Raw genomic sequence first — 18,445 nt, 5'->3', positions numbered from 1 at the left:
TGTTCGCGGGCCTGCTCGCGCCGTTCATGTTTTCATGGATCGCGGAATACCCGATCCTGCTGGCGCTGGCGGCGCTGTGCCGGCCGCCCGGCGGCGACGCGCGCCTGGTGCGCTGGAGCCGCTGGTACTGGCCGTTTCTCGCCGTGCTCGCGGTGGTCCTGATCGCGCCGGTCTATTCGGATGGCCAACTGACGGCGAAGTTGATGGACTGGCTCGGTGATTACCGGGTCTGGGTGGTCGGCGCGGTCGGCGTGCTCTCGGCCCTGCTGGCGCTCGGGCTGAACGCCAACCGCTGGAAGATATTCGCAACCGTCGCGCTGGCGCTGATTTTAATTCGCGTCTATCCCGCCGACGAGGGGCGGGTCGAGACCGTGCGCAGCTTTTTCGGCGTCCACAAGATCGTGGTGACGCCACACGGCCAGTATCATGTGCTGATGCATGGCACCACGATCCACGGCGCGCAGAAATTTCAGAACGACGACGGCACGCCGGTCACCGGGCGGCCCGAGCCGATCACCTATTACCACAAGGACGGCGGCATCGGGCAGGCGATCACGGCGATCCGCGAACGCAAGGGCGCGCCGCTTCGCGTGGCGGTGATTGGGCTCGGCTCCGGCACGCTGGCCTGCGCCTCGGCGCCGGGCGAGACCTGGAAGTTCTTCGAGATCGACCAGTCGATGGTCGATACCGCGCGCGATCCCAGATATTTCACCTACATCCGGGATTGCCAGCCGGACCTCAAGCCGGTGATGGGCGACGCCCGGCTGACCTTCGCGCGCGAGCCCGACGGCATCTACGACCTGATCATCATCGATGCCTATTCGTCGGACGCCATCCCGATCCATCTCGCCACGCAAGAGGCGATGAAGATCTACAAGGACAAACTGGCGCCGCAGGGCGCGGTGCTGATGCACGTCTCGAACCGGCATCTGGATCTGACCAGCGTCGCGGTCGGCATCGCCGCCGCCAACGATCTCAAGAGCTGGGTCTACAGCGAGGATTCGGGCCGCGACAGTGAATATATCTTCTCGACCTCGGTCGTGGTGTCGGCGCGCGAGGAGGCCGATGTCGGCAGGCTGGCGTCGTCGGATGTGTGGACCGATACCGAAGCCGACGAGAAGCAGCGGGTCTGGACCGACGATTACTCCAACGTGCTCGGCGCCGTGTACCGGCGGCTGCGCGACGGCGAGCAGTAGTCCTTCAAGATGGGGGCGTGGTAACGACGGAACCTTGCGAGCATGCGGGCGTTATCGCGCCGGGGTTATCCCATGGTGCCGCTGCGAGGTGGTGCCTGCGCTTGAGGAGCGTGCCGTGTCAAAACTCGGATTCCTGTCGGTGGTAGTCCTTTCCATCGCGCTGTCGGGCGCGGCCTACGCGGCCAGAGGCGGCGGGCATGGTGGTGGTGGTGGACATGGTGGCGGCGGGCATGGCGGGGGCGGGCACTTTGGAGGCGGCCATTTTGGCGGTGGCCATGGCGGCGGCGCGCGCGTCGGTGGTTTCCGCGGCGGCGGACGGCACTTCAGCGCTGGCCCGGCGATTTCCCGGTCGGCCGGACGAACCGGTTTCGGCGGCAGCAGTTCGTTAGCCGGCCGCAACTCCCCGGCCGGTCTCTCCGGCCGCAACGCCAGCGTCAGATCAACAGCCAGGTCAACAGCCGTGCGCGCCGCATTGGTCTCGGGCGCCGTCGCGGGCGCGTTACACAATCACTCCGCCTTGCGCGATCCCGGCGTTCGCGCCCACATCGCGGCAAGTGCTGCGACCGCGGGATGGCACGACCGGCGCGGCGGATGGTGGCGGCATGGCAATGGTGGATATGGCTGGGTCGGCCCGCTGTTCTGGCCGTTCGCCTACTACGACATGTATGACTACACCATGTGGGGCGATGACCCCTCATTCTGGGGGTATGGCTACGGTGATATCTATGCCGGCCTGTTCGCTCCCTATGGCTATGACCAGCTCGCCGGCTATCTGCCGTCTGCTACCGGCAGCAATCCGGCGGGCGCCGCGCCGGCAGCAGATCCGGCGCCGGACGAACTGTCGCAGATGTGCGGCGAGGACAGCCGCGACATCGCAGGTCTGCCGATCGATCAGATCCAGCAGGCGCTTCAGCCCAACGACACCCAGCGCGCGGCCCTCGATGATCTTGCCAATGCCTCGGTAAAGGCCGCGCAAGGCATCAAGGCCGCCTGTCCAAGCCAGATCACGCTGACGGCGCCGGGCCGGCTTGCGGCGATGCAAACACGGATCGAAGCGATGATTGCGGCGGTCGGCCTCGTGCAGCCGCCGCTGGAGAAATTTTACGACCTGCTGAGCGACGAGCAGAAGGCCCGGCTTAACGCGCTCGGGCAAGATCAACTTAAAGACCAGCGCAGCCAGCAAGCCACCGCGAAAACCGACGGTCCTCTGGCCCAAAGCTGCGCCACCGCGCAGCCCGATGCGCAAGATTGGCCGGCGGCCGAAATCGAGGCGCGGTTGCATCCGACCGACGCACAGCGCGCGAGCCTGACCGCTTTGAAGGACGCCAGCGCGAAGGCGGCAGAGATGCTCAAGGGTTCCTGCCAGCCCGATCAGGCGCTGACGCCGCCGGCTCGGCTTGCCGCGGCCGGCAAACGGCTCGATACCATGCTGGGAGCGGTCGAGACCGTGCGGGCGGCGCTTGACGACCTGTATGGTGATTTGACCGACGAGCAGAAAGCCCAGTTCGAAGCCATCGGTCCGGGCCGCGCGGGCACGGCGTTGTCCGACGACTCCACGTCGGCGTCAAGACATTACCGGCGGCACCACGTCAGCGTCGGTGGAATCGTTCGCCGGCTGATCTCGATCGCCTTTTGAATTTGGTCCTATCCAACGCGTATCCGCGGCACATCGGCGGCAGCCGCATTGATCGCGGCCCGCCGGTCGACGACCGCGTGATGAAACTGTTCGAGCACCAGGCTGTAGGCGGACAGGTCGCCTTCCTCGATGGCGCCGTCGTCGTAGCATTCAAGCGTTTCGCGCAGGATGTCGTCGGCCTCGTGTTGCAGGGCGTCCAGTTCCTCGATCGAATCGATTTTCCGGACCAGCGAGATCGCGGCCAACAGCTTTTCACGATGCAGCGTATTCAGCTTTCGCTCGTCCCGCTTGATATAGTGGCGCAGCCACGCGGTACCCGATCCGAGCACGGAAAAAATCAGAACCCCGCCCCAGATGTAGTCGCTGTATTTGTCCATGAAGGTCCGCTCGGTGCCGTCGATGTAGGCGGCGGCTCCCGGATGGGCCGGCAGCGCGGCGTCCTTGTCGGTGTCCGGCTTCTGGATTTTGGCGGCGTTCGGGACTTCCCGGGCCAGCGAGGGCCGAACCGTAAACAGCTCGCGGATGAAGGCGCCGACGGCGGTCTCGGACAACGACTTCGGCGCGACGATCAGGTGACTGACGCCGATCGTCTCGACCGTGTCGTCGGGTCTGGCGGGCGACGAACTGAAGACACTGCCGGGAATTTCCTCCGACTCATACAGCGGGTGCTTGTGGGCGAGGGCTTCCGAAACCTCGATCGGGAGAAACACCGGCTCGCCCCTGGCGTGGGCGGTCGCGGTGATGGCTTCCGCGGTGATCTTGCTGTCGAGCGGGCCGACCGTCATGAACGCATCGATGGTGGGATCGCGCACCATCTCGGCGATCTGGGTGGTGCTGAACTGGCTGACCGCGACCTTGTCGGGGTTGACGCCGGATTCGGTCAGGATGACGCGCAGCAGCGTGACATTGACCGGCGTTCGGCCGATCACGCCGACGCGATGGCCCTCGAGATCGTCGATACTCTTGATCTTCGGTTTGGATTCCTTCTTCGCTCCCTTTTTTGAAAGGCCGGAAGGCGACCACAGCACCACCACGTTCTTGCGCAGGATCGCGACCGACTGGGTGCCGTCAGGCAATTCCTCGTCGCCGCGGACGACCGCCAGATCGGTTTTGTGACCGCGCAGATATTCAATGCTTTCAACCGCGCCGGCCGTTGTGATCAGCGAAAGCCTGATCGGACGTCCCTCGCGGGCAAAGGATTCCGACAACGCCTGAATCAGATTCTGGTCGTCACTTCCGGACGGGCCCACGGCAATTCGCAGCGTGGTTGGCCGCGTGACCAGAAAGATCGTGCCGGCGAGGGCGGCGAACAGCAGCAATCCGGCAGCCAAAATGAGAAACGGAGAGCCGTCCTTCCGGCTGCGGGGAGGCGGGTCGGCGCTTAAGCCGTCTGATGTGGACATGATGCCGCCAAGCTACGAATGATAAGCTACGAATGATCCGCCAGTTTTTGGATTTTAGCATGCTTCCCGGCGCGGGTCCCGGACGATCTAGGGCGCCACCGGCGATCCCGTCGGCAAGGCGATGCCCTTGTCGGCGGCGATCTTGCGCAAGAGATCGGGACGATCGGAGATAATTCCGTCCACCCCGATGTCGATCATGCGCGCGATGTCGGCGGGCTTGTTCACCGTCCAGACCACGACAGCTAATCCAAGGCTATGGGATTCGGCTATCAGCGCCGGATTGACGTCGCCGAAGTATGGCGACCAGATCGCACCTCCGGCGGCCTTGATCGCGCGCGGCAGCGATCCGCCATGGTCGACCGGGTTGAACCCGGCCGTCCAGATCGAAGCCTTGTCCGCAAACACCGTCGCCCCCGATCCCGCCTGCTGGGTCAGATAGACCGTGGGTATCGTCGGGGCCTGTTTCTGCACAAGCTGCAACGTCCGCCAGTCAAAGGATTGAACCATGACGCGGTCGCTGAACTTCTCGGTCTGCAAAAGATCCAGCAGCAGCCTGACGAAACGTTCGGGGTCCGGAGACTGTTCTGGATGATTGGGGTCGATCTTGGTTTCGATGTTGAGGCGCACATGGCGGTCGCCTGATTTGCGCACGAGATCGAAGACCTCTTTCAGCGTCGGAATCCGCGTTCCCGGCACCGCGTGCTGTTCGGGGAATTGCGCCGCATAGGCGCTGCCGGGGCGAATTTGCCCGACATCGTATTTCCTGACGTCTTCAAGCCGCAACTGGACAAAGGGTATCCCCGGCGGTGCCACATAGACGCCGTCGGCGGCGCGGGCGAGGTCGGGGTTAAGTCCGCGCTCATGGGAGACGACGATCGCCTGGTCGCTGGTGACCCCGATATCCAGTTCCAGCGTGTCCACCCCCATCGACAGCGCGTTGGCAAATGAGGGCAGCGTATTTTCAGGAAACAGCGCGCGTCCGCCGCGATGCGCTTCAATGTCGAAGGCCATAGTCGCTCCGCTCGAGATACAGCACACGACAACGGCGATGATCGTAAGGCAACGGATGGCGGCCATGATCGCTAACGGGGACAAGCGGACACAGGACGCGCCGAACCCGGCTGGCCCGACGCACAAGGCAAGGCGCGTCAGCGCTGCTAGTCAAACAACCCGCGCTGATAATACGGCCGCGGCGCGTAGACCTGCGGCGCGTATTGGGGATCGGCGTAGCCGCGGTTATTGTCATATTGCTGCTGCTGATAGACCTGCGTGTCATAGACGCGCCGGCTGCCGCGCGGCGAGGGATAGCGCGCGTCGCTCGAACTGCCGTCGGCCGGATAGATGTAACCGTCGTCGACCTGCATCTGCGGCGCGATCTGGCGCGGTGCCGGTGGCTGCGGCGGCAGCATGACCGGATTGCCGGCGGCATCATATTGCGGCTCGTATTGCGGGGCCTGGTTGCGGCGCGCGACTGCCGCGGGGCGGGTGCCCGGATTGCGCGCCAGCGCGGTCTGGGCGGAGCCGGTCAGCGTCACGGTGGTGTTGAGCACGCCTTCCTGCTGCACCAGCGCATATAGCGTCGAGGCGTTGGCGCGCGACAGCCGCACGCAGCCATGGGAAACCGGTGTGCCGAGCCGGCCTTCGGACTCGGTGCCGTGGATGGCGTGACCGATCTTGGTGAAGAAGATCGAATGCGGCATCGGCGCGTCGTCGAATTCCTTGGAGTAGTGATCTTCCTCCATGCGGAAGGTGCGGAACGAACCGTTCGGCGTCTCATGCGATGGATTTCCGGTCGAGACCGGCCACTGGTAGCGCGCGACGCCGTCAACCGCGACGGTCATCATCTGCGCATCCTTGTCGACGGTGATGGAGACTTTGGCCTGCGCGGCGCCGGCGGCGAACAGCATCAGGCCGGTAACAGCAATGAGGAAGGAACGCATTTTACCTATGGCCTCCAGGCCTGTGTATGTCGTGCCGCGCTCTCCGTCCCCCACGGCCAATATGCCGCAAATTCGGACCTGGTTCCAGTGGTCGCGTCAGGGGATCGTTAATGTTCAGGCGGGCGCAAACATGGCCGAGAAGCGGCTGAATCTGGCGCGCGGTGCTATTTTTCGAGGGACTGCCGCGAGCAGGCAACCTTTTGGTCACAGCGGCGTTACACATGCCCGCCCTGTCGGCGCTTTGCGACCGGCCATGAGGAATTGAGATGAACAAGATGAGTACCACTGAGATCAAGGCATCGGCGATCACCGCATCGACGCTGCCGGCCGGTTCGCCCACCAGGTTCTATCTTGCGGGTGCGGCGTTCGCTCTCGCACTGCTGGCGATCCCCCAGATCGGACATGCGCAAGGCATCGTGCGCGGCGCGCAGGACGGCGCCTATGAAGGCAACCGGATTGCCGGCCCGGTCGGCGGCGTGGTTGGCGAGGCGGTCGGAGCCGGCGTCGGCGGCGCGATCGGCGCGGTGGACGGTGTGCTCGGCATTCCCTACGGGCGTCACTACCGCTGCCGCGGTTTCTACGACCGCTATGATCGCTTTCATTGCTATCGGTGAATTGTCCTAAGTCGTCATTCCGGGGCGCATCGAAGATGCGAACCTCAGATGTGCAATTGCACATCGGGGAATCTCGAGATTCCGGGTTCGCGCTAAGGCGCGCCCCGGCGACAAGCGCTATGCGCTTGCACCGGGAATGCCGCGCTTTCGCGCGTCAGTTCTTCAGCCGGTAGCCGGTCTTGAAGATCCACCACACCACGATCATGCAGGCGGCGAGAAACGACAGCGTGATGCCGACGCTGAGGCCGACGCTGACGTCGGCGATTTCATAGAAGCTCCAGCGGAAGCCGCTGATCAGATAGACCACCGGATTGAGCAGCGTGAGGGTGCGCCAGCCCGACGGCAGCATGTTGACCGAGTAGAAGCTGCCGCCGAGGAATGTCAGCGGCGTCACCACCAGCATCGGGATCATCTGCAGCTTTTCAAAGCCGTCGGCCCAGATGCCGATGATGAAGCCGAACAGGCTGAAGGTCACGGCGGTCAGCACCAGAAACGTCAGCATCCACCAGGGATGATGAATTTGCAGCGGCACGAACAGGCCGGCGGTGGCGAGAATGATCAGGCCGAGCACGATCGATTTGGTCGCGGCCGCGCCGACATAGCCGAGCACGATCTCGAAATACGAGATCGGCGCCGACAGCAATTCGTAGATTGTGCCGACGAATTTCGGGAAATAGATGCCGAACGAGGCGTTGGCGATGCTCTGCGTCAGCACCGACAGCATCACCAGTCCCGGTACGATGAAGGTGCCATAGCTGACGCCCTCGACCGAGGTGATGCGCGAGCCGATCGCAGCGCCAAACACCACGAAATACAGCGAGGTCGAAACCACAGGCGAAACGATGCTTTGCAACAGCGTGCGCCAGGTCCGCGCCATTTCGAATTTGTAGATCGCGCCGACGGCCCGAAAATTCATGGCGCCCTCACCAGGCTGACGAAGATGTCTTCCAGCGAACTCTGGGTGGTATCGAGGTCATAGAACCGGATGCCGGCGCCCCTGAGGTCGCTGAGCAGGCTGGTGATGCCGGTGCGCTCGCCCTTGGTGTCGTAATTGTAGGTCAGTTCGCAGCCGTGATCCGAGAGTTCGAGATTGTAGGCGGCAAGGTCCGACGGAATCACTTCGATCCTGCCCTGCAGATGCAGCTTCAGCCGTTTCTTGCCGAGCTTTTGCATCAGGTTCGCCTTGTCCTCGACCAGGACGATCTCGCCCTTGTTGATGACGCCGACCCGGTCGGCCATCTCCTCGGCCTCTTCGATGTAATGCGTGGTAAGGATGATGGTGACGCCCGCGGCCTGCAGCGTCCGCACCACTTCCCACATGCCCTTGCGCAATTCGACATCGACGCCCGCGGTCGGCTCGTCGAGAAACAGGATCTGCGGCTCGTGCGACAGCGCCTTGGCGATCATCACCCGGCGCTTCATGCCGCCGGACAGCGTGACGATCTTGGCGTCCTTCTTGTCCCACAGCGACAGGTCCTTCAGCACCTTTTCGATATGGCCGGGGTTTTTCGGCTTGCCGAACAGGCCGCGGCTGAAGCTGACGGTTCCCCACACCGATTCGAAGGCGTCGGTGTGCAATTCCTGCGGCACCAGGCCGATCAGCGAACGCGCGGCGCGGTAGTCATCCTTGATATCATGGCCGTCGACGGTGACGCTGCCCTGGCTGGAATTGGCGATCCCGCAGATGATGCTGATCAGCGTGGTCTTGCCGGCGCCGTTCGGTCCCAGCAGCGCAAAAATCTCGCCGCGCTGAATCTCGAGATTGATGTTGTTCAGCGCCTTGAAGCCGGAGCCGTAGGTCTTCGACAGATTTGAAACGGATATGATCGATGGCATGGGTGATGTGACGGTCTGAACTGGCAATGGGGGAAGGATAACGCGGCAAGGATGACGCGGAAAGGATCACGCGGCGCCTTGGCCCGCGCCGGGGGCGAGCACCGACAGATAAGAACGCTTTCGCCGTCGTGCAAGCGCTGGCGCAGCCATAGGGTGGTTAAATGGGGTGGTTATAAACGCAGGCCTCGTCAGCCCGGGCGCTTCGGGATGCGACCGTTTAGCCGATCCCGGAGGCTATCCCGGATCCGCGCAGGTCCCACTTCAGCTTTTGCCCGTCAGTTGAAATATTCGACGATGATATGCAGGTCGAATGGGGAGGCGGGCCTGCCGTTCAGGTTGGCGTCGATCACCCGCCGGCAAACGTCGACGGTGGCGTTATCCCCGAGATCGTTCGCAGCTTCGAGAACCATCCAGGCCGCGTCCATCGGCATGTCAGGCACCGGGTCGCTGGAAACCATGCCGGCGGAGAGACCGCCCGGTTGTTCGCGCGTGGCTTTGCCGAATGTGCTCATGGTGGATGTTCCGTGCCGTGAATTCAATGTACCGCCAGCGCGGGCTGGCGCTTCGGTTCGGAATCGGTGCCCCCGGCGTTCTTGCGGGATTGATAGAATTTCAGAACGCTGCGCGAGGTCGCGGCGTTGAGGCGGCCGTACTCGGTTTCGGTGTCCTTGAGGTCCTTGGCGGTGATGCGGTGATCCTTGGCGCCCAGAAACAGCAATGACATGGTCGTCGCCCACGAAAAGTCGAGCGCCTTGGCCAGGATCAGCAGCATCTCGCGGTTCTTGTCCAGCACGGCGCGCTCGATGACATCGCCCGGCAATGCGCACAACAGCGACAGTCCGATCGTGACCTCGTCGAGCTTATGGGATCGCGCGTATACGGAGATGCTGTTCTCGTTCAGATTGCCCTGCCGGTGCTGCGTCGTCACCACCCGTTTGGCGACGAAATAGCTTCTCGACACCGGCCCGAGTTTGGACTGCAACTCGCCCGCGACATCCGACACCGAGGTCTGGATCTGGTTGATCATCGAGGGCCGCTCGCGTTCGAGCCGCTTTCTCACATCGTCCGTTGCCTTGGCGATCAACTGCTGGAAAACGTGCCTCGGAATGTCCTTACGCAGGCCAAGCTGTTCGGCCAGAATGGAATCGCCCTCGGCCCGCTTGATCATGTGCAGAAAGCCGAAATCCGAGAAGCGCGCGCCATCATTATTCGCAACCGACTTCACGACCTCCTGGTTGCCGCGCGTCACCAGCACGTCGGTGACCGACTCCTCGATCGTTTCCCGCTGCGTGATCGCGAGCATATGCGACTGGTCCTTGGTGCAGACATTGGCCACCAGGGCGTAAGCCTCGAGCCGTTTGGATTCCCGCAGGATGGGACCGGCGACCTCGATCGAATCGTCAAAGGCGAGTTTGTGGATGATGTTGACCGGCGCCTTGTCGAACTTGGCCAGCCGCTTGGCGAGCTGGGCGCGCGCGGCGATTTCGATCTCGTCGGCGAGGCGCCCGATGACCTCGCCAAAGGTCCATATCTCGTCCTCGCTATAGCGGCCGGCGATCATCAAATCGGTGGTGTGCCACAGCGCCCGGGTGCGGCTTTCGTCGGTCCCCCGCTGCACGGCCTCGTCGAGATCCCGAAGAAACGATTTTTCCGTAGTCATTTTAGCTGACCTTCAGTCGCAAAAAAAAGCGCAAACGCGAAATCCACGGTGATCCTACCCCCGCACACGGAATTTTTCCGTAAAGGTAGCGGATAGGTATTTGTTCTAAAAATTCGCTCAAATGCGACGAAGTTTGTTAATATTCCGGTTATGGCGGACCGCATCAGCGGCGCCCCGCGATCCGGATGGAATCGGTCGCGCGCAAGAAAAGGATGAGGAAATTGCTGTCTTTCAAGCCGTTTTGGGCCCGATTGCTGGTCACCGCCACGCTCTCGATGATGCTGGCCGGTCCTTCCCGCGCGGCGGAGACCACCATCAAACTCGGAAATACCGCGCCCTACAGCGGCCCCGCGTCCGCCTACGGCACCATCGCACGGGCCGAGGCGGCCTATTTTCAGATGCTGAACGACGAAGGCGGCATCAACGGCCGCAAGATCGACTTTCTGACCCTGGATGACGGCTATTCGCCGGCCAAGACCGTCGAGCAGACCCGCAAGCTTGTGGAGCAGGACGACGTGCTGGCGGTGTTCAGTTCGGTCGGCACCGCGCCCAATATTTCGGTCCAGAAATATCTCAACGCCAAACGCATTCCTCAATTGTTCGTTTCATCGGGGGCGACGCGGTGGAACGATCCCGAGCATTTTCCCTGGACGGTCGGTTTCAATCCAACCTACGAATTGGAGGGCCGTCTCTATGCGCAATATATCCTGCAGACCCGGCCGAACGCCAAAATCGCGGTGATCGCGCCGAACGAGGACGCCGGAAAGGATTATGTCCGGGGTTTCAAGGCGGGACTGGGCGAACATGTCGATCAACTGGTTTCGGAAACCACCTATCTGACCGCCGATCCGACCATCGATTCCCAGATGGTGTCGATGCGGGAGTCGGGCGCGGACGTGTTCTTCGCCGAGGCGACGCCCAAATTCGCGGCTCAGGCCATCAAGAAGGCCGCGAGCATGGGCTGGAAGCCGCTGATCATCCTGCCGTCGGTTTCGAATTCGTTCGCCGCGGTGTTAGAGCCGGCCGGAATCGACAATGCCGTCGGCGTGGTGACCGGGCTTTACCTGAAGGATCCCAACGACGCCCGCTGGGCCGACGATCCGGCGCTGAAGGACTGGCTGGCATGGATGAAGAAGTACCAGCCGAACGCCAGCACCGGCGACCTGTTCAATGTGCAGGGCTACACCGCCGCGCAAATCATGGCCAGGGTGCTTGCGAACTGCAAGGACGATCTAAGCCGCGACAACATCATCAGGCAGGCGACTGCGCTGGACGGGCTCGCGATGCCGATGATGCTGCCGGGCATCAAGATCTATACCGATCCGCACAACGTCACCCCGATCCGGCAAATCCAGATGGCGCGGTTCGACGGCAAGTCGTGGGTGCTGTTCGGCGATGTGCTGGGCGAGAAGTAGCGGCGCGTTGGTTCGATAAGGCAGCGGTTCACCAGCGCGGTCGCTATCTGCCCGCGCTGCCTTCGCCGGCGAGAATGAAGGGCGCCCAGAAGAACGGATGGGCATGTTCGCCGCCGCCCGAGGTGTCGTCGATCATGGCGAGCATGGCGCGTCGCAGGGCTTCGGCGCGGCCGACGCCGGGGTCGCTGGCGGTGGCGCGGATCAGTCCTGTCGTCAGCTTCACCGTCGCTTCGGAGTCGACCGGCCAATGCGAGACCAGCAATGAGCGCGCGCCGGCATAGAAGAACGCCTTGGCGAGACCGGAAAGGCCTTCGGCGCCCGGCGTTCCGTCGGACGCGGCCGTATTGCAGGCCGACAGGATAACGAAGTCGGCATCGAGCTTCAGTCTGGAAACTTCGGACGCGCGCAGCAATCCGTCGTCATTTGGCGTCGGAAGGGCAGGGGGCGTCAGAACCAGCGCCGGCTCACCGAGCTTCGGCAACTCGCCGGCGATCAGGCCGTGGGTGGCAAAGGAGAGAACGCGGGTGCCGGAGAGGTCGAGACGGCGCAGCGAGGTGACGGTCGCGTCCTGGCCGAGGTGCAGGCTGGTTTCAGGCGCGCCGAGAATTCTGGCCTCCGCCCGCAACTCGTCCGCGGTTTCCGGCAGCCGCGGCAACCGGCGCAGTTCCGGCGCGCTGGCCTCTGCTCCCCGGTACAGGCTCGCGGTATCGATGCCGCGTTTGGCGCCGCTGCCGTCGAAGATCGGATCGCCGAAGCCCGCGAACGGATCGGTGCCGTGCTTCTCTTCGGCGAACCGGCGAAGCGCCGATAGCGACGAGGCCGCCGGCACCACCGCGACCGCCTGACGGCGGATCAGCCAGGCGACCGCCTGATAGTCCGACGGTTTGGCGATCGCAGCCGTGGGCGGCTGTGTCACCAGCACGGCGAACGGCAGGCTTTGCAGGGCGCCGTCGGGGGAGATACTTTCGCATCGGCGATCAGCGCATCGGCGGGACCGAGCAGCGTCCGATAGAATTGATGCGCCTTGAGCACGTCGACCGGGGCGTCGTTGGCGAGCGCCGCACGCAGCGATTTGACGGTATCGGCGGCCTGCGCCCTGGTGAGATCGAGCCTGAAAAAATGCGCGTCGTGCTGGCGAACCACAAACAGGAAGCTCTCGGTGTCGGCGAGCGTAAATGCAGTAAAGGCTTCATCGCTGCCAAGTACCGCCTGGATATCGGCGACATGAACCGGCCGGGCTTCGGCCAGTTCGGCGAAGCGCGGAAACGCCGTGCGCAGTCTTTCATTGTCGGTGGTCAGTTTGGCATCGACGTCGGCCAGTTCCTTGCGCAGCGCGGCTTCGCTGGCTGGATTTCGCTTGTCCGGCGCCAGCGAGACCGCTTTGAGCAGATCCGAATCGAGCCGCTGCCAGCGGCTGGATAGATCCTGACGGTCGCGCACCAGCGCGGCGAGATCGTCGGTGCCGGAGGCATAGCGCGCCATCGTGCCGGAAACCGCCTTCGCGGTTTCGACGCCGCCGGCATATTGGGCCGTGCGGAACGCTTCGTCGATCACCGTGTCGCTGGCGCCGCCGGTGCCGGCTGAGTCGGTCCACAGCAAATGGAGCAGACGCAGGAAGTAGCTTCGGCTGGTTTGACGTTCGCGTTCGCTGCTGCCGGTGCGATCATGATCGGCCTGCTCGCTGCGTCTCACCACGATGGCCGTCGCCGCGCGTGACGCCGCCAGCGCATCGCCGGTGCGGCCCTGCGCGTCATAGAGCGTGGCGAGCGCGCTGAGGTTGGTTGCGACCTCGGGATGATCCGGTCCAAGGGCCTTTTGCTTGATCGCCAACGCGCGCGTCAGCAACGGTTCGGCATCGGCGTAGCGGCCTTGCCGGGTGTAGACAAAGCCGAGATTGTGCAGGCCGGCGGCGAACTCGGGATGGTCGGGGCCCAGCGCCTTCTCGTTGATGGCGATCGCGCGCTTCAACAGCGGTTCGGCATCGGCGTAGCGTTTTTCGTCGATATACAGCCCGGCGATATTGTTGACGGTCTGGGCGACGTTGGTGTTCGACGGGCCGAACGCCTTTTCGCGGATCGCCAATGCGCGCTTCAGCAGCGGCTCGGCGTCGGCATAGCGGCCTTCCTGCTGGTAATCGGCTGCGAGCACGCTGAGGTCCGGGACGATTTCGGGGTGGTCGGCGCCATGGGTCTTTTCCGCGATCTGCAGCGCGCGCTTGATCAACGGCTCCGCATCGGCATAGCGGCCCTCCTCGCTGTACAGGCCGGCCAGATTGTTCAGGCTTTGCGCGACATCCGGGTGATCCCGGCCGCGGACCTTTTCGCGGATCTCGAGCACATGCCGGATCAGCGGTTCGGCTTCGGCGTAGCGGCCCTCGAGGTCATAGAGACCGGCGAGATTGTTGTAGCTGGTCAGCACATCCGGATGTGTCGCGCCGAGGGCCTTCTCCCAGCTCGCGGTGACGCGTTTCAGCAGCGGCTCGGCCTCGGCGTATCGGGCCGCATGCAGATAAAGCACAGCGAGGTTGTTCAACACCCTGACGGTCTCGGGATGATCGGGGCCTTGAAGCTTTTCCTGGATCGACGCCGCGCGCTTGTAGAGGGCTTCGGCTTCATCGTAGCGGCCGAGATTATCCTCGAGGAAAGCGAGGTCATTGATGCTGTTGGCAACCTTCGGATGGGTCGGCGGGAAGGCTTTTTCCCGGATCGCCAACGTGCGCTGCAGCGCCGTGATGGCGTCCGCGTAATGGCCCAGGTTGAAATCGGTGTGGGCGAGCGCGTTGTAGATGTCGGAGAGTTCCGGCGCGTTCGGTCCGAGCGCGGTTTCACCAAGCTTCGCCGCGAGTTCCAGCGTGTCCGCGGCCTTGGCGTAATTGTGCTGGTCCATGTACTGGGCGCCCTGGCGAAACAGCGCCGCGCAGTCCTCGCGGGGGCCGGCCATGGCTGATATCGGCGCCAGACTCAGCACCAGCAAAATGAGACGGCTCGCCAGACCAATTCGTTGTGCAGGAAATTGGGGGACTGTTTTTTTCATGGCACTGCAGAAGATGCTGTGTGAATGGCGTCGATGCCGCAAGTGTCACTCTTAGCTGCCAAAACCGGGTCCGGATGTGAAGCATGTCACATTGAACGGCGCGGGCGCGCGCCATCCGGCGGGCTCAGGCCCGCTCCACAAAACTATCGACGACCTTTTTCTCACCGGCCTTTTCGAAGGCGATGGTGAGCTTGTTGCCGTCGATCTTGACGACATGGCCATAGCCGAATTTCTGGTGGAACACGCGATCGTCGAGCGTGAACTCCGAAACGGTGCCGGTGGATTTCGCGATCAGCTCGCCTTCGATAGTCATCGGCGCGCGTTTGTTGCGCGAGGAGGCGGCGCCGCGCGAACCTGAGGTATCGCTACGCGAACCTGAGAATGGCGACTGGCTTTCATTGAAGCCGCCGCCGGCCTGTCCGTTGCGCCCGCTCTGGCCGCGCGCGCGATTGGCCTGCGCCCGCTGCCAGCCCGGTGTCGCATAGCTCGAGCCAAAGGATTCGACATTGTCGAAGCGCGAGGGGCCATAGCCGCTGGAGCCGCCCCAGCCGGAACCGCCCTTGGATTCCGTGATCTCGACATTATGCGCCGGCAGTTCGTCGAGAAAGCGCGAGGGGATGGTGGTCGACCAGGTGCCGTGAATGCGCCGGTTGGTCGCGAAGTAGAGCTTGGCGCGGCGGCGCGCGCGGGTCAGGCCGACATGGGCCAGACGCCGCTCTTCTTCGAGACCGGCGCGGCCCTGCTCGTCGAGCGTGCGCTGGCTCGGAAACAGGCCTTCCTCCCAGCCCGGCAGAAAGACATTGTCGAATTCAAGCCCCTTGGCCGAATGCAGCGTCATCAGCGACACCGCGTCGTCCTCGGCGCCGCCGTCGCGGTCCATCACCAGCGAGATGTGTTCGAGGAAGCCTTGCAGGTTCTCGAACTCCTCCATCGAGCGCACCAGCTCCTTGAGGTTCTCAAGCCGTCCGGCGGCGTCGGCGGAACGGTCCTTCTGCCACATCTCGGTATAGCCGCTTTCATCGAGCACGATTTCGGCCAATTCCGTATGCGACACCACCTCGCGCTGGACCCGCCAGCGCTCGAAGCAGGCCAAGAGGTCGCGCAGGCTGCCGCGCGCCTTCGGCTTCAGCTCGTCGGTCTCGACCACGGCGCGGGCGGCCTCGAACAGCGGAATCCGGCGCTTGCGGCCATGGTCGTGCAGCATCTGCACGGTGGCGTCGCCGAGCCCGCGCTTCGGCACATTGACAATGCGCTCGAACGCCAGATCGTCGGCCGGCGAGTTGATCACGCGCAAATAGGCCAGCGCGTCACGGATTTCGGCGCGCTCGTAAAATCTGGGGCCGCCGATCACCCGATAGGACAGGCCCAGCGTGACGAAACGATCTTCGAATTCGCGCATCTGGAACGACGCCCGCACCAGGATCGCGATGTCATTGAGCTTATGGCCGCCGCGCTGCAGTTCCTCGATCTCTTCGCCGATGGCGCGGGCTTCTTCCTCGGAGTCCCAAGAGCCGGTCACGGTGACCTTTTCGCCGTCGACGTCCTCGGTGCGCAGGGTCTTGCCGAGCCGGCCTTCATTATGCGCGATCAGATGCGAGGCGGCGGCGAGGATGTGGCCGGTGGAGCGGTAGTTGCGCTCGAGCCGAATGACCTTGGCGCCGGGAAAGTCATGCTCGAAGCGCAGGATGTTGTCGACCTCCGCCCCGCGCCAGCCATAGATCGACTGATCGTCGTCGCCGACGCAGCAGATGTTTTTGGGAGGGGCTTGCGAGGGGGGAGGTGGCGCTCCGGTCGTTTGCGTCGTCATTCCGGGATGGTCCGAAGGACCAGACCCGGAATCTCGAGAGGAATCCTCTTCGGGAGATTCCGGGTTCAGGCCTTCGGCCTGCGCCGGAATGACGGGCGAGGAAACATACCCCGGAATAACCGAAGCAAGCGGCGCGCCCGGTTTCGCCGGCGCCTGCGACAACAGCCGCAGCCACAGATATTGCGCGACGTTGGTGTCCTGATATTCGTCCACCAGGATGAACTTGAAGCGGTGCTGGTATTGCCGCAGCACATCGGGATGCTCGCGAAACAGCCGGATGTTTTCCAGCAAGAGATCGCCGAAGTCGGCGGCGTTGAGGATCTTCAGCCGCTCCTGGTAGAGGGTGTAGAGCTTGCCGCCCCGGCCATTGCCGAAAACAGCGGCTTCGCCCGGGGGCACCTGGGAGGGCATCAGGCCGCGATTCTTCCAGCCGTCGATCAAGCCGGCGAGCATCCGCGCCGGCCAGCGCTTGTCGTCGATATTGTCGGCCGCCAGCAGCTGCTTGAGCAGGCGGATCTGGTCGTCGACATCGAGCACGGTGAAATTGGATTTCAGCTGCACCAGCTCGGCATGGCTGCGCAGGATCCGCCCGCCGATGGAATGAAAGGTGCCGAGCCACGGCATGCCCTCGACGGCCTGGCCGAGCATATGGCCGAGGCGCAGCTTCATCTCGCGTGCCGCCTTGTTGGTGAAGGTGACCGAGAGGATCTCGCCGGGGCGGGCGCGGCCCTGGCTCAGGATGTGGGCGATGCGCGAAGTCAGCACGCGTGTTTTGCCGGTACCGGCCCCGGCCAGCACCAGCACGGGGCCGTCCAGCGTTTCGACCGCCTCGCGCTGCTCCGGGTTAAGCCCGGTGAGATATTGCGGGGTCGCGGCCGCCCGGGCACGCGCGGCAATACCGCCAGCGGCGGGCTGGTGCTCGGGGACGCCATGATGGGTCAGCTTGTTCGGCTCGGTCATATGCGAATCGTCTTGCGCCCACGATGGCACCGCGGGGCCGTGAAGGGGAGCCTTCATAGCAGGATTGAGAGGCATATAGGGCTTTGATGGCGGATTTGACAGGAGTTATCCCGTCGCGGCTGCCGGCGCCGATTTGGCGGCCAGCCCCTGATTTTGTTCCCGCCATAACAGGATTTTTCGTGGTTTCGGGGCCTCGAGCCGGCCGGAACATTTGTTCCAGCGCTGGATTGTTTCTGCGGCGCGGGCGCGAGGTTCTCCGTCGCGCGGATCTCGAAACCGAGATTGGAAACAGAGGTTCTGTCATGTTGAGCTGGGTCGTTACGTTCCTGATAATCGCTTTGATTGCCGGTATTCTGGGTTTCGGCGGCATCGCCGGCGTGTCCATCGAAATCGCCAAGGCGATCTTCTTCATTGCCGTGGTGCTGTTTCTGGTCTCGGCCGTGGTCGGCGTGGTGCGCGGGCGCAGCCGGGTCTGAATCGTTACTTCGAGGGCATCGCGATCTTTCGTCCGAGGCCCTCGGGCCGCGCCACCGCGCTGTGGGCGTTCGCCACAGCCTGAATGCGGGCGCGAATGTCAGGAGGAAACGACGCGGTCTTGCGCGCGGTCATGTCGATATGAATCGTCATGTTTTCGGAGGTGGCCGAGAGCCAGCCTTCGCTGGCATGGCGCAGTTCCTCGAACGTGTGCAGCCGCTTCTCGTCCGCCCCCACCAAGAGTATCGAAACCTGCACGGGATCGCCCAAATGAATCTCGCGCAGATAGCGCACATGGCATTCGGCGGTGAAGGTCGACCCCTGGCGCGCCTTCATGTAGGTAGGGCCGATCCCGAGTTCGCTCCATAATTCGTCGATCGCCCGGTCGAACATCACATTGTAATAGGCCATGTTGAGATGGCCGTTATAGTCGATCCATTGCGGTTCGATCTGCATCACCGACGACAGGAA

The 18,445-nt window shown here is 63.4% G+C and carries 16 protein-coding genes; 5 read left to right on the top strand and 11 right to left on the bottom strand.

What is annotated here, in order from left to right; all coding sequences use genetic code 11:
- Together ABR948_RS17145 and ABR948_RS17140 are read left to right on the top strand one after the other, a co-directional pair.
- A partial coding sequence (locus ABR948_RS17145; RefSeq protein WP_428119968.1) for a spermidine synthase occupies positions 1–1,196 on the top strand: 1,196 nt, incomplete at its 5' end.
- Between the two features lie 115 nt (positions 1,197–1,311).
- Entirely contained in the window at positions 1,312–2,832 is a 1,521-nt protein-coding gene (locus ABR948_RS17140; RefSeq protein WP_428119966.1) for a Spy/CpxP family protein refolding chaperone, read from the top strand.
- Between the two features lie 8 nt (positions 2,833–2,840).
- Here the strand turns inward: ABR948_RS17140 and ABR948_RS17135 are convergent, their stop codons facing one another.
- The 3 genes from ABR948_RS17135 to ABR948_RS17125 all read right to left on the bottom strand — a co-directional run bounded on the left by ABR948_RS17135 (position 2,841) and on the right by ABR948_RS17125 (position 6,175).
- Positions 2,841–4,235 (bottom strand): TAXI family TRAP transporter solute-binding subunit, encoded by a 1,395-nt coding sequence (locus ABR948_RS17135; protein WP_428119964.1) that lies wholly within the window; start codon positions 4,233–4,235, stop codon positions 2,841–2,843.
- 87 nt (positions 4,236–4,322) lie between these two features.
- Entirely contained in the window at positions 4,323–5,246 is a 924-nt protein-coding gene (locus ABR948_RS17130; protein ID WP_428119962.1) for a glycerophosphodiester phosphodiesterase, read from the bottom strand.
- A gap of 146 nt (positions 5,247–5,392) precedes the next feature.
- Positions 5,393–6,175, bottom strand: a complete 783-nt coding sequence (locus tag ABR948_RS17125) for a L,D-transpeptidase (protein ID WP_428119960.1) — start codon at positions 6,173–6,175, stop codon at positions 5,393–5,395.
- Between the two features lie 275 nt (positions 6,176–6,450).
- Between ABR948_RS17125 and ABR948_RS17120 the strand changes: the two genes are divergently transcribed.
- A complete protein-coding gene (locus tag ABR948_RS17120) occupies positions 6,451–6,789 on the top strand; it encodes a hypothetical protein (protein WP_428119970.1) in 339 nt (112 codons plus the stop codon).
- A gap of 154 nt (positions 6,790–6,943) precedes the next feature.
- Here the strand turns inward: ABR948_RS17120 and ABR948_RS17115 are convergent, their stop codons facing one another.
- From ABR948_RS17115 to ABR948_RS17100, 4 genes are all read right to left on the bottom strand, one after another.
- Positions 6,944–7,705 carry an ABC transporter permease gene (locus tag ABR948_RS17115; protein ID WP_428119958.1) on the bottom strand — a complete coding sequence of 254 codons (762 nt, stop codon included), beginning with the start codon at positions 7,703–7,705 and terminating at the stop codon, positions 6,944–6,946.
- On the bottom strand, positions 7,702–8,625 hold the full coding sequence (locus ABR948_RS17110) for an ABC transporter ATP-binding protein (protein ID WP_428119956.1): 924 nt from the start codon (positions 8,623–8,625) through the stop codon (positions 7,702–7,704). Before ABR948_RS17110 ends, ABR948_RS17115 begins: the two co-directional genes overlap by 4 nt.
- Positions 8,626–8,900: 275 nt before the next feature.
- Positions 8,901–9,137, bottom strand: a complete 237-nt coding sequence (locus ABR948_RS17105) for a hypothetical protein (RefSeq protein WP_428119954.1) — start codon at positions 9,135–9,137, stop codon at positions 8,901–8,903.
- 23 nt (positions 9,138–9,160) lie between these two features.
- Positions 9,161–10,285 carry a DUF2336 domain-containing protein gene (locus ABR948_RS17100; RefSeq protein WP_428119952.1) on the bottom strand — a complete coding sequence of 375 codons (1,125 nt, stop codon included), beginning with the start codon at positions 10,283–10,285 and terminating at the stop codon, positions 9,161–9,163.
- Positions 10,286–10,506: 221 nt separating this feature from the next.
- Between ABR948_RS17100 and ABR948_RS17095 the strand changes: the two genes are divergently transcribed.
- Positions 10,507–11,700, top strand: coding sequence for an ABC transporter substrate-binding protein (locus tag ABR948_RS17095; RefSeq protein ID WP_428119950.1), 1,194 nt, complete (start codon positions 10,507–10,509; stop codon positions 11,698–11,700).
- Between the two features lie 43 nt (positions 11,701–11,743).
- Here ABR948_RS17095 and ABR948_RS17090 read toward each other — a convergent pair whose 3' ends face one another.
- The 3 genes from ABR948_RS17090 to ABR948_RS17080 form a co-directional block, all read right to left on the bottom strand.
- Positions 11,744–12,622, bottom strand: coding sequence for a CHAT domain-containing protein (locus ABR948_RS17090; protein ID WP_428119948.1), 879 nt, complete (start codon positions 12,620–12,622; stop codon positions 11,744–11,746).
- Positions 12,613–14,640 carry a tetratricopeptide repeat protein gene (locus tag ABR948_RS17085; RefSeq protein ID WP_428119946.1) on the bottom strand — a complete coding sequence of 676 codons (2,028 nt, stop codon included), beginning with the start codon at positions 14,638–14,640 and terminating at the stop codon, positions 12,613–12,615. The genes ABR948_RS17090 and ABR948_RS17085 overlap by 10 nt, the downstream gene beginning before the upstream one ends.
- Positions 14,641–14,857: 217 nt before the next feature.
- The gene (locus tag ABR948_RS17080) at positions 14,858–17,500 is read right to left on the bottom strand and encodes an ATP-dependent helicase (RefSeq protein ID WP_428119944.1); all 2,643 of its coding nucleotides are present in this window, start codon (positions 17,498–17,500) and stop codon (positions 14,858–14,860) included.
- 302 nt (positions 17,501–17,802) lie between these two features.
- Here ABR948_RS17080 and ABR948_RS17075 point away from each other — a divergent pair, with 302 nt between their 5' ends.
- Positions 17,803–17,976, top strand: coding sequence for a DUF1328 domain-containing protein (locus tag ABR948_RS17075; protein WP_428119942.1), 174 nt, complete (start codon positions 17,803–17,805; stop codon positions 17,974–17,976).
- Positions 17,977–17,980: 4 nt separating this feature from the next.
- Here ABR948_RS17075 and ABR948_RS17070 read toward each other — a convergent pair.
- On the bottom strand, positions 17,981–18,445 hold a 465-nt coding region (locus ABR948_RS17070), incomplete at its 5' end, for a thioesterase family protein (RefSeq protein ID WP_428119940.1).

This window comes from Bradyrhizobium sp., from assembly GCF_050014615.1.
Lineage (GTDB): Bacteria > Pseudomonadota > Alphaproteobacteria > Rhizobiales > Xanthobacteraceae > Bradyrhizobium.
The sequence above is the reverse complement of the archived record's forward strand: the minus strand, read 5'-3'. Positions and strand labels throughout refer to the sequence as shown.

What these genes read in the sequence shown, in the direction of transcription:
- ABR948_RS17135 (WP_428119964.1), bottom strand. Translation starts at nt 4,235, where the DNA reads ATGTCCACATCAGACGGCTTAAGCGCCGACCCGCCTCCCCGCAGCCGG.
- ABR948_RS17130 (WP_428119962.1), bottom strand. Translation starts at nt 5,246, where the DNA reads ATGGCCTTCGACATTGAAGCGCATCGCGGCGGACGCGCGCTGTTTCCT.
- ABR948_RS17125 (WP_428119960.1), bottom strand. Translation starts at nt 6,175, where the DNA reads ATGCGTTCCTTCCTCATTGCTGTTACCGGCCTGATGCTGTTCGCCGCC.
- ABR948_RS17120 (WP_428119970.1), top strand. Translation starts at nt 6,451, where the DNA reads ATGAGTACCACTGAGATCAAGGCATCGGCGATCACCGCATCGACGCTG.
- ABR948_RS17115 (WP_428119958.1), bottom strand. Translation starts at nt 7,705, where the DNA reads ATGAATTTTCGGGCCGTCGGCGCGATCTACAAATTCGAAATGGCGCGG.
- ABR948_RS17110 (WP_428119956.1), bottom strand. Translation starts at nt 8,625, where the DNA reads ATGCCATCGATCATATCCGTTTCAAATCTGTCGAAGACCTACGGCTCC.
- ABR948_RS17105 (WP_428119954.1), bottom strand. Translation starts at nt 9,137, where the DNA reads ATGAGCACATTCGGCAAAGCCACGCGCGAACAACCGGGCGGTCTCTCC.
- ABR948_RS17100 (WP_428119952.1), bottom strand. Translation starts at nt 10,285, where the DNA reads ATGACTACGGAAAAATCGTTTCTTCGGGATCTCGACGAGGCCGTGCAG.
- ABR948_RS17085 (WP_428119946.1), bottom strand. Translation starts at nt 14,640, where the DNA reads ATGGCCGGCCCCCGCGAGGACTGCGCGGCGCTGTTTCGCCAGGGCGCC.
- ABR948_RS17080 (WP_428119944.1), bottom strand. Translation starts at nt 17,500, where the DNA reads ATGACCGAGCCGAACAAGCTGACCCATCATGGCGTCCCCGAGCACCAG.
- ABR948_RS17075 (WP_428119942.1), top strand. Translation starts at nt 17,803, where the DNA reads ATGTTGAGCTGGGTCGTTACGTTCCTGATAATCGCTTTGATTGCCGGT.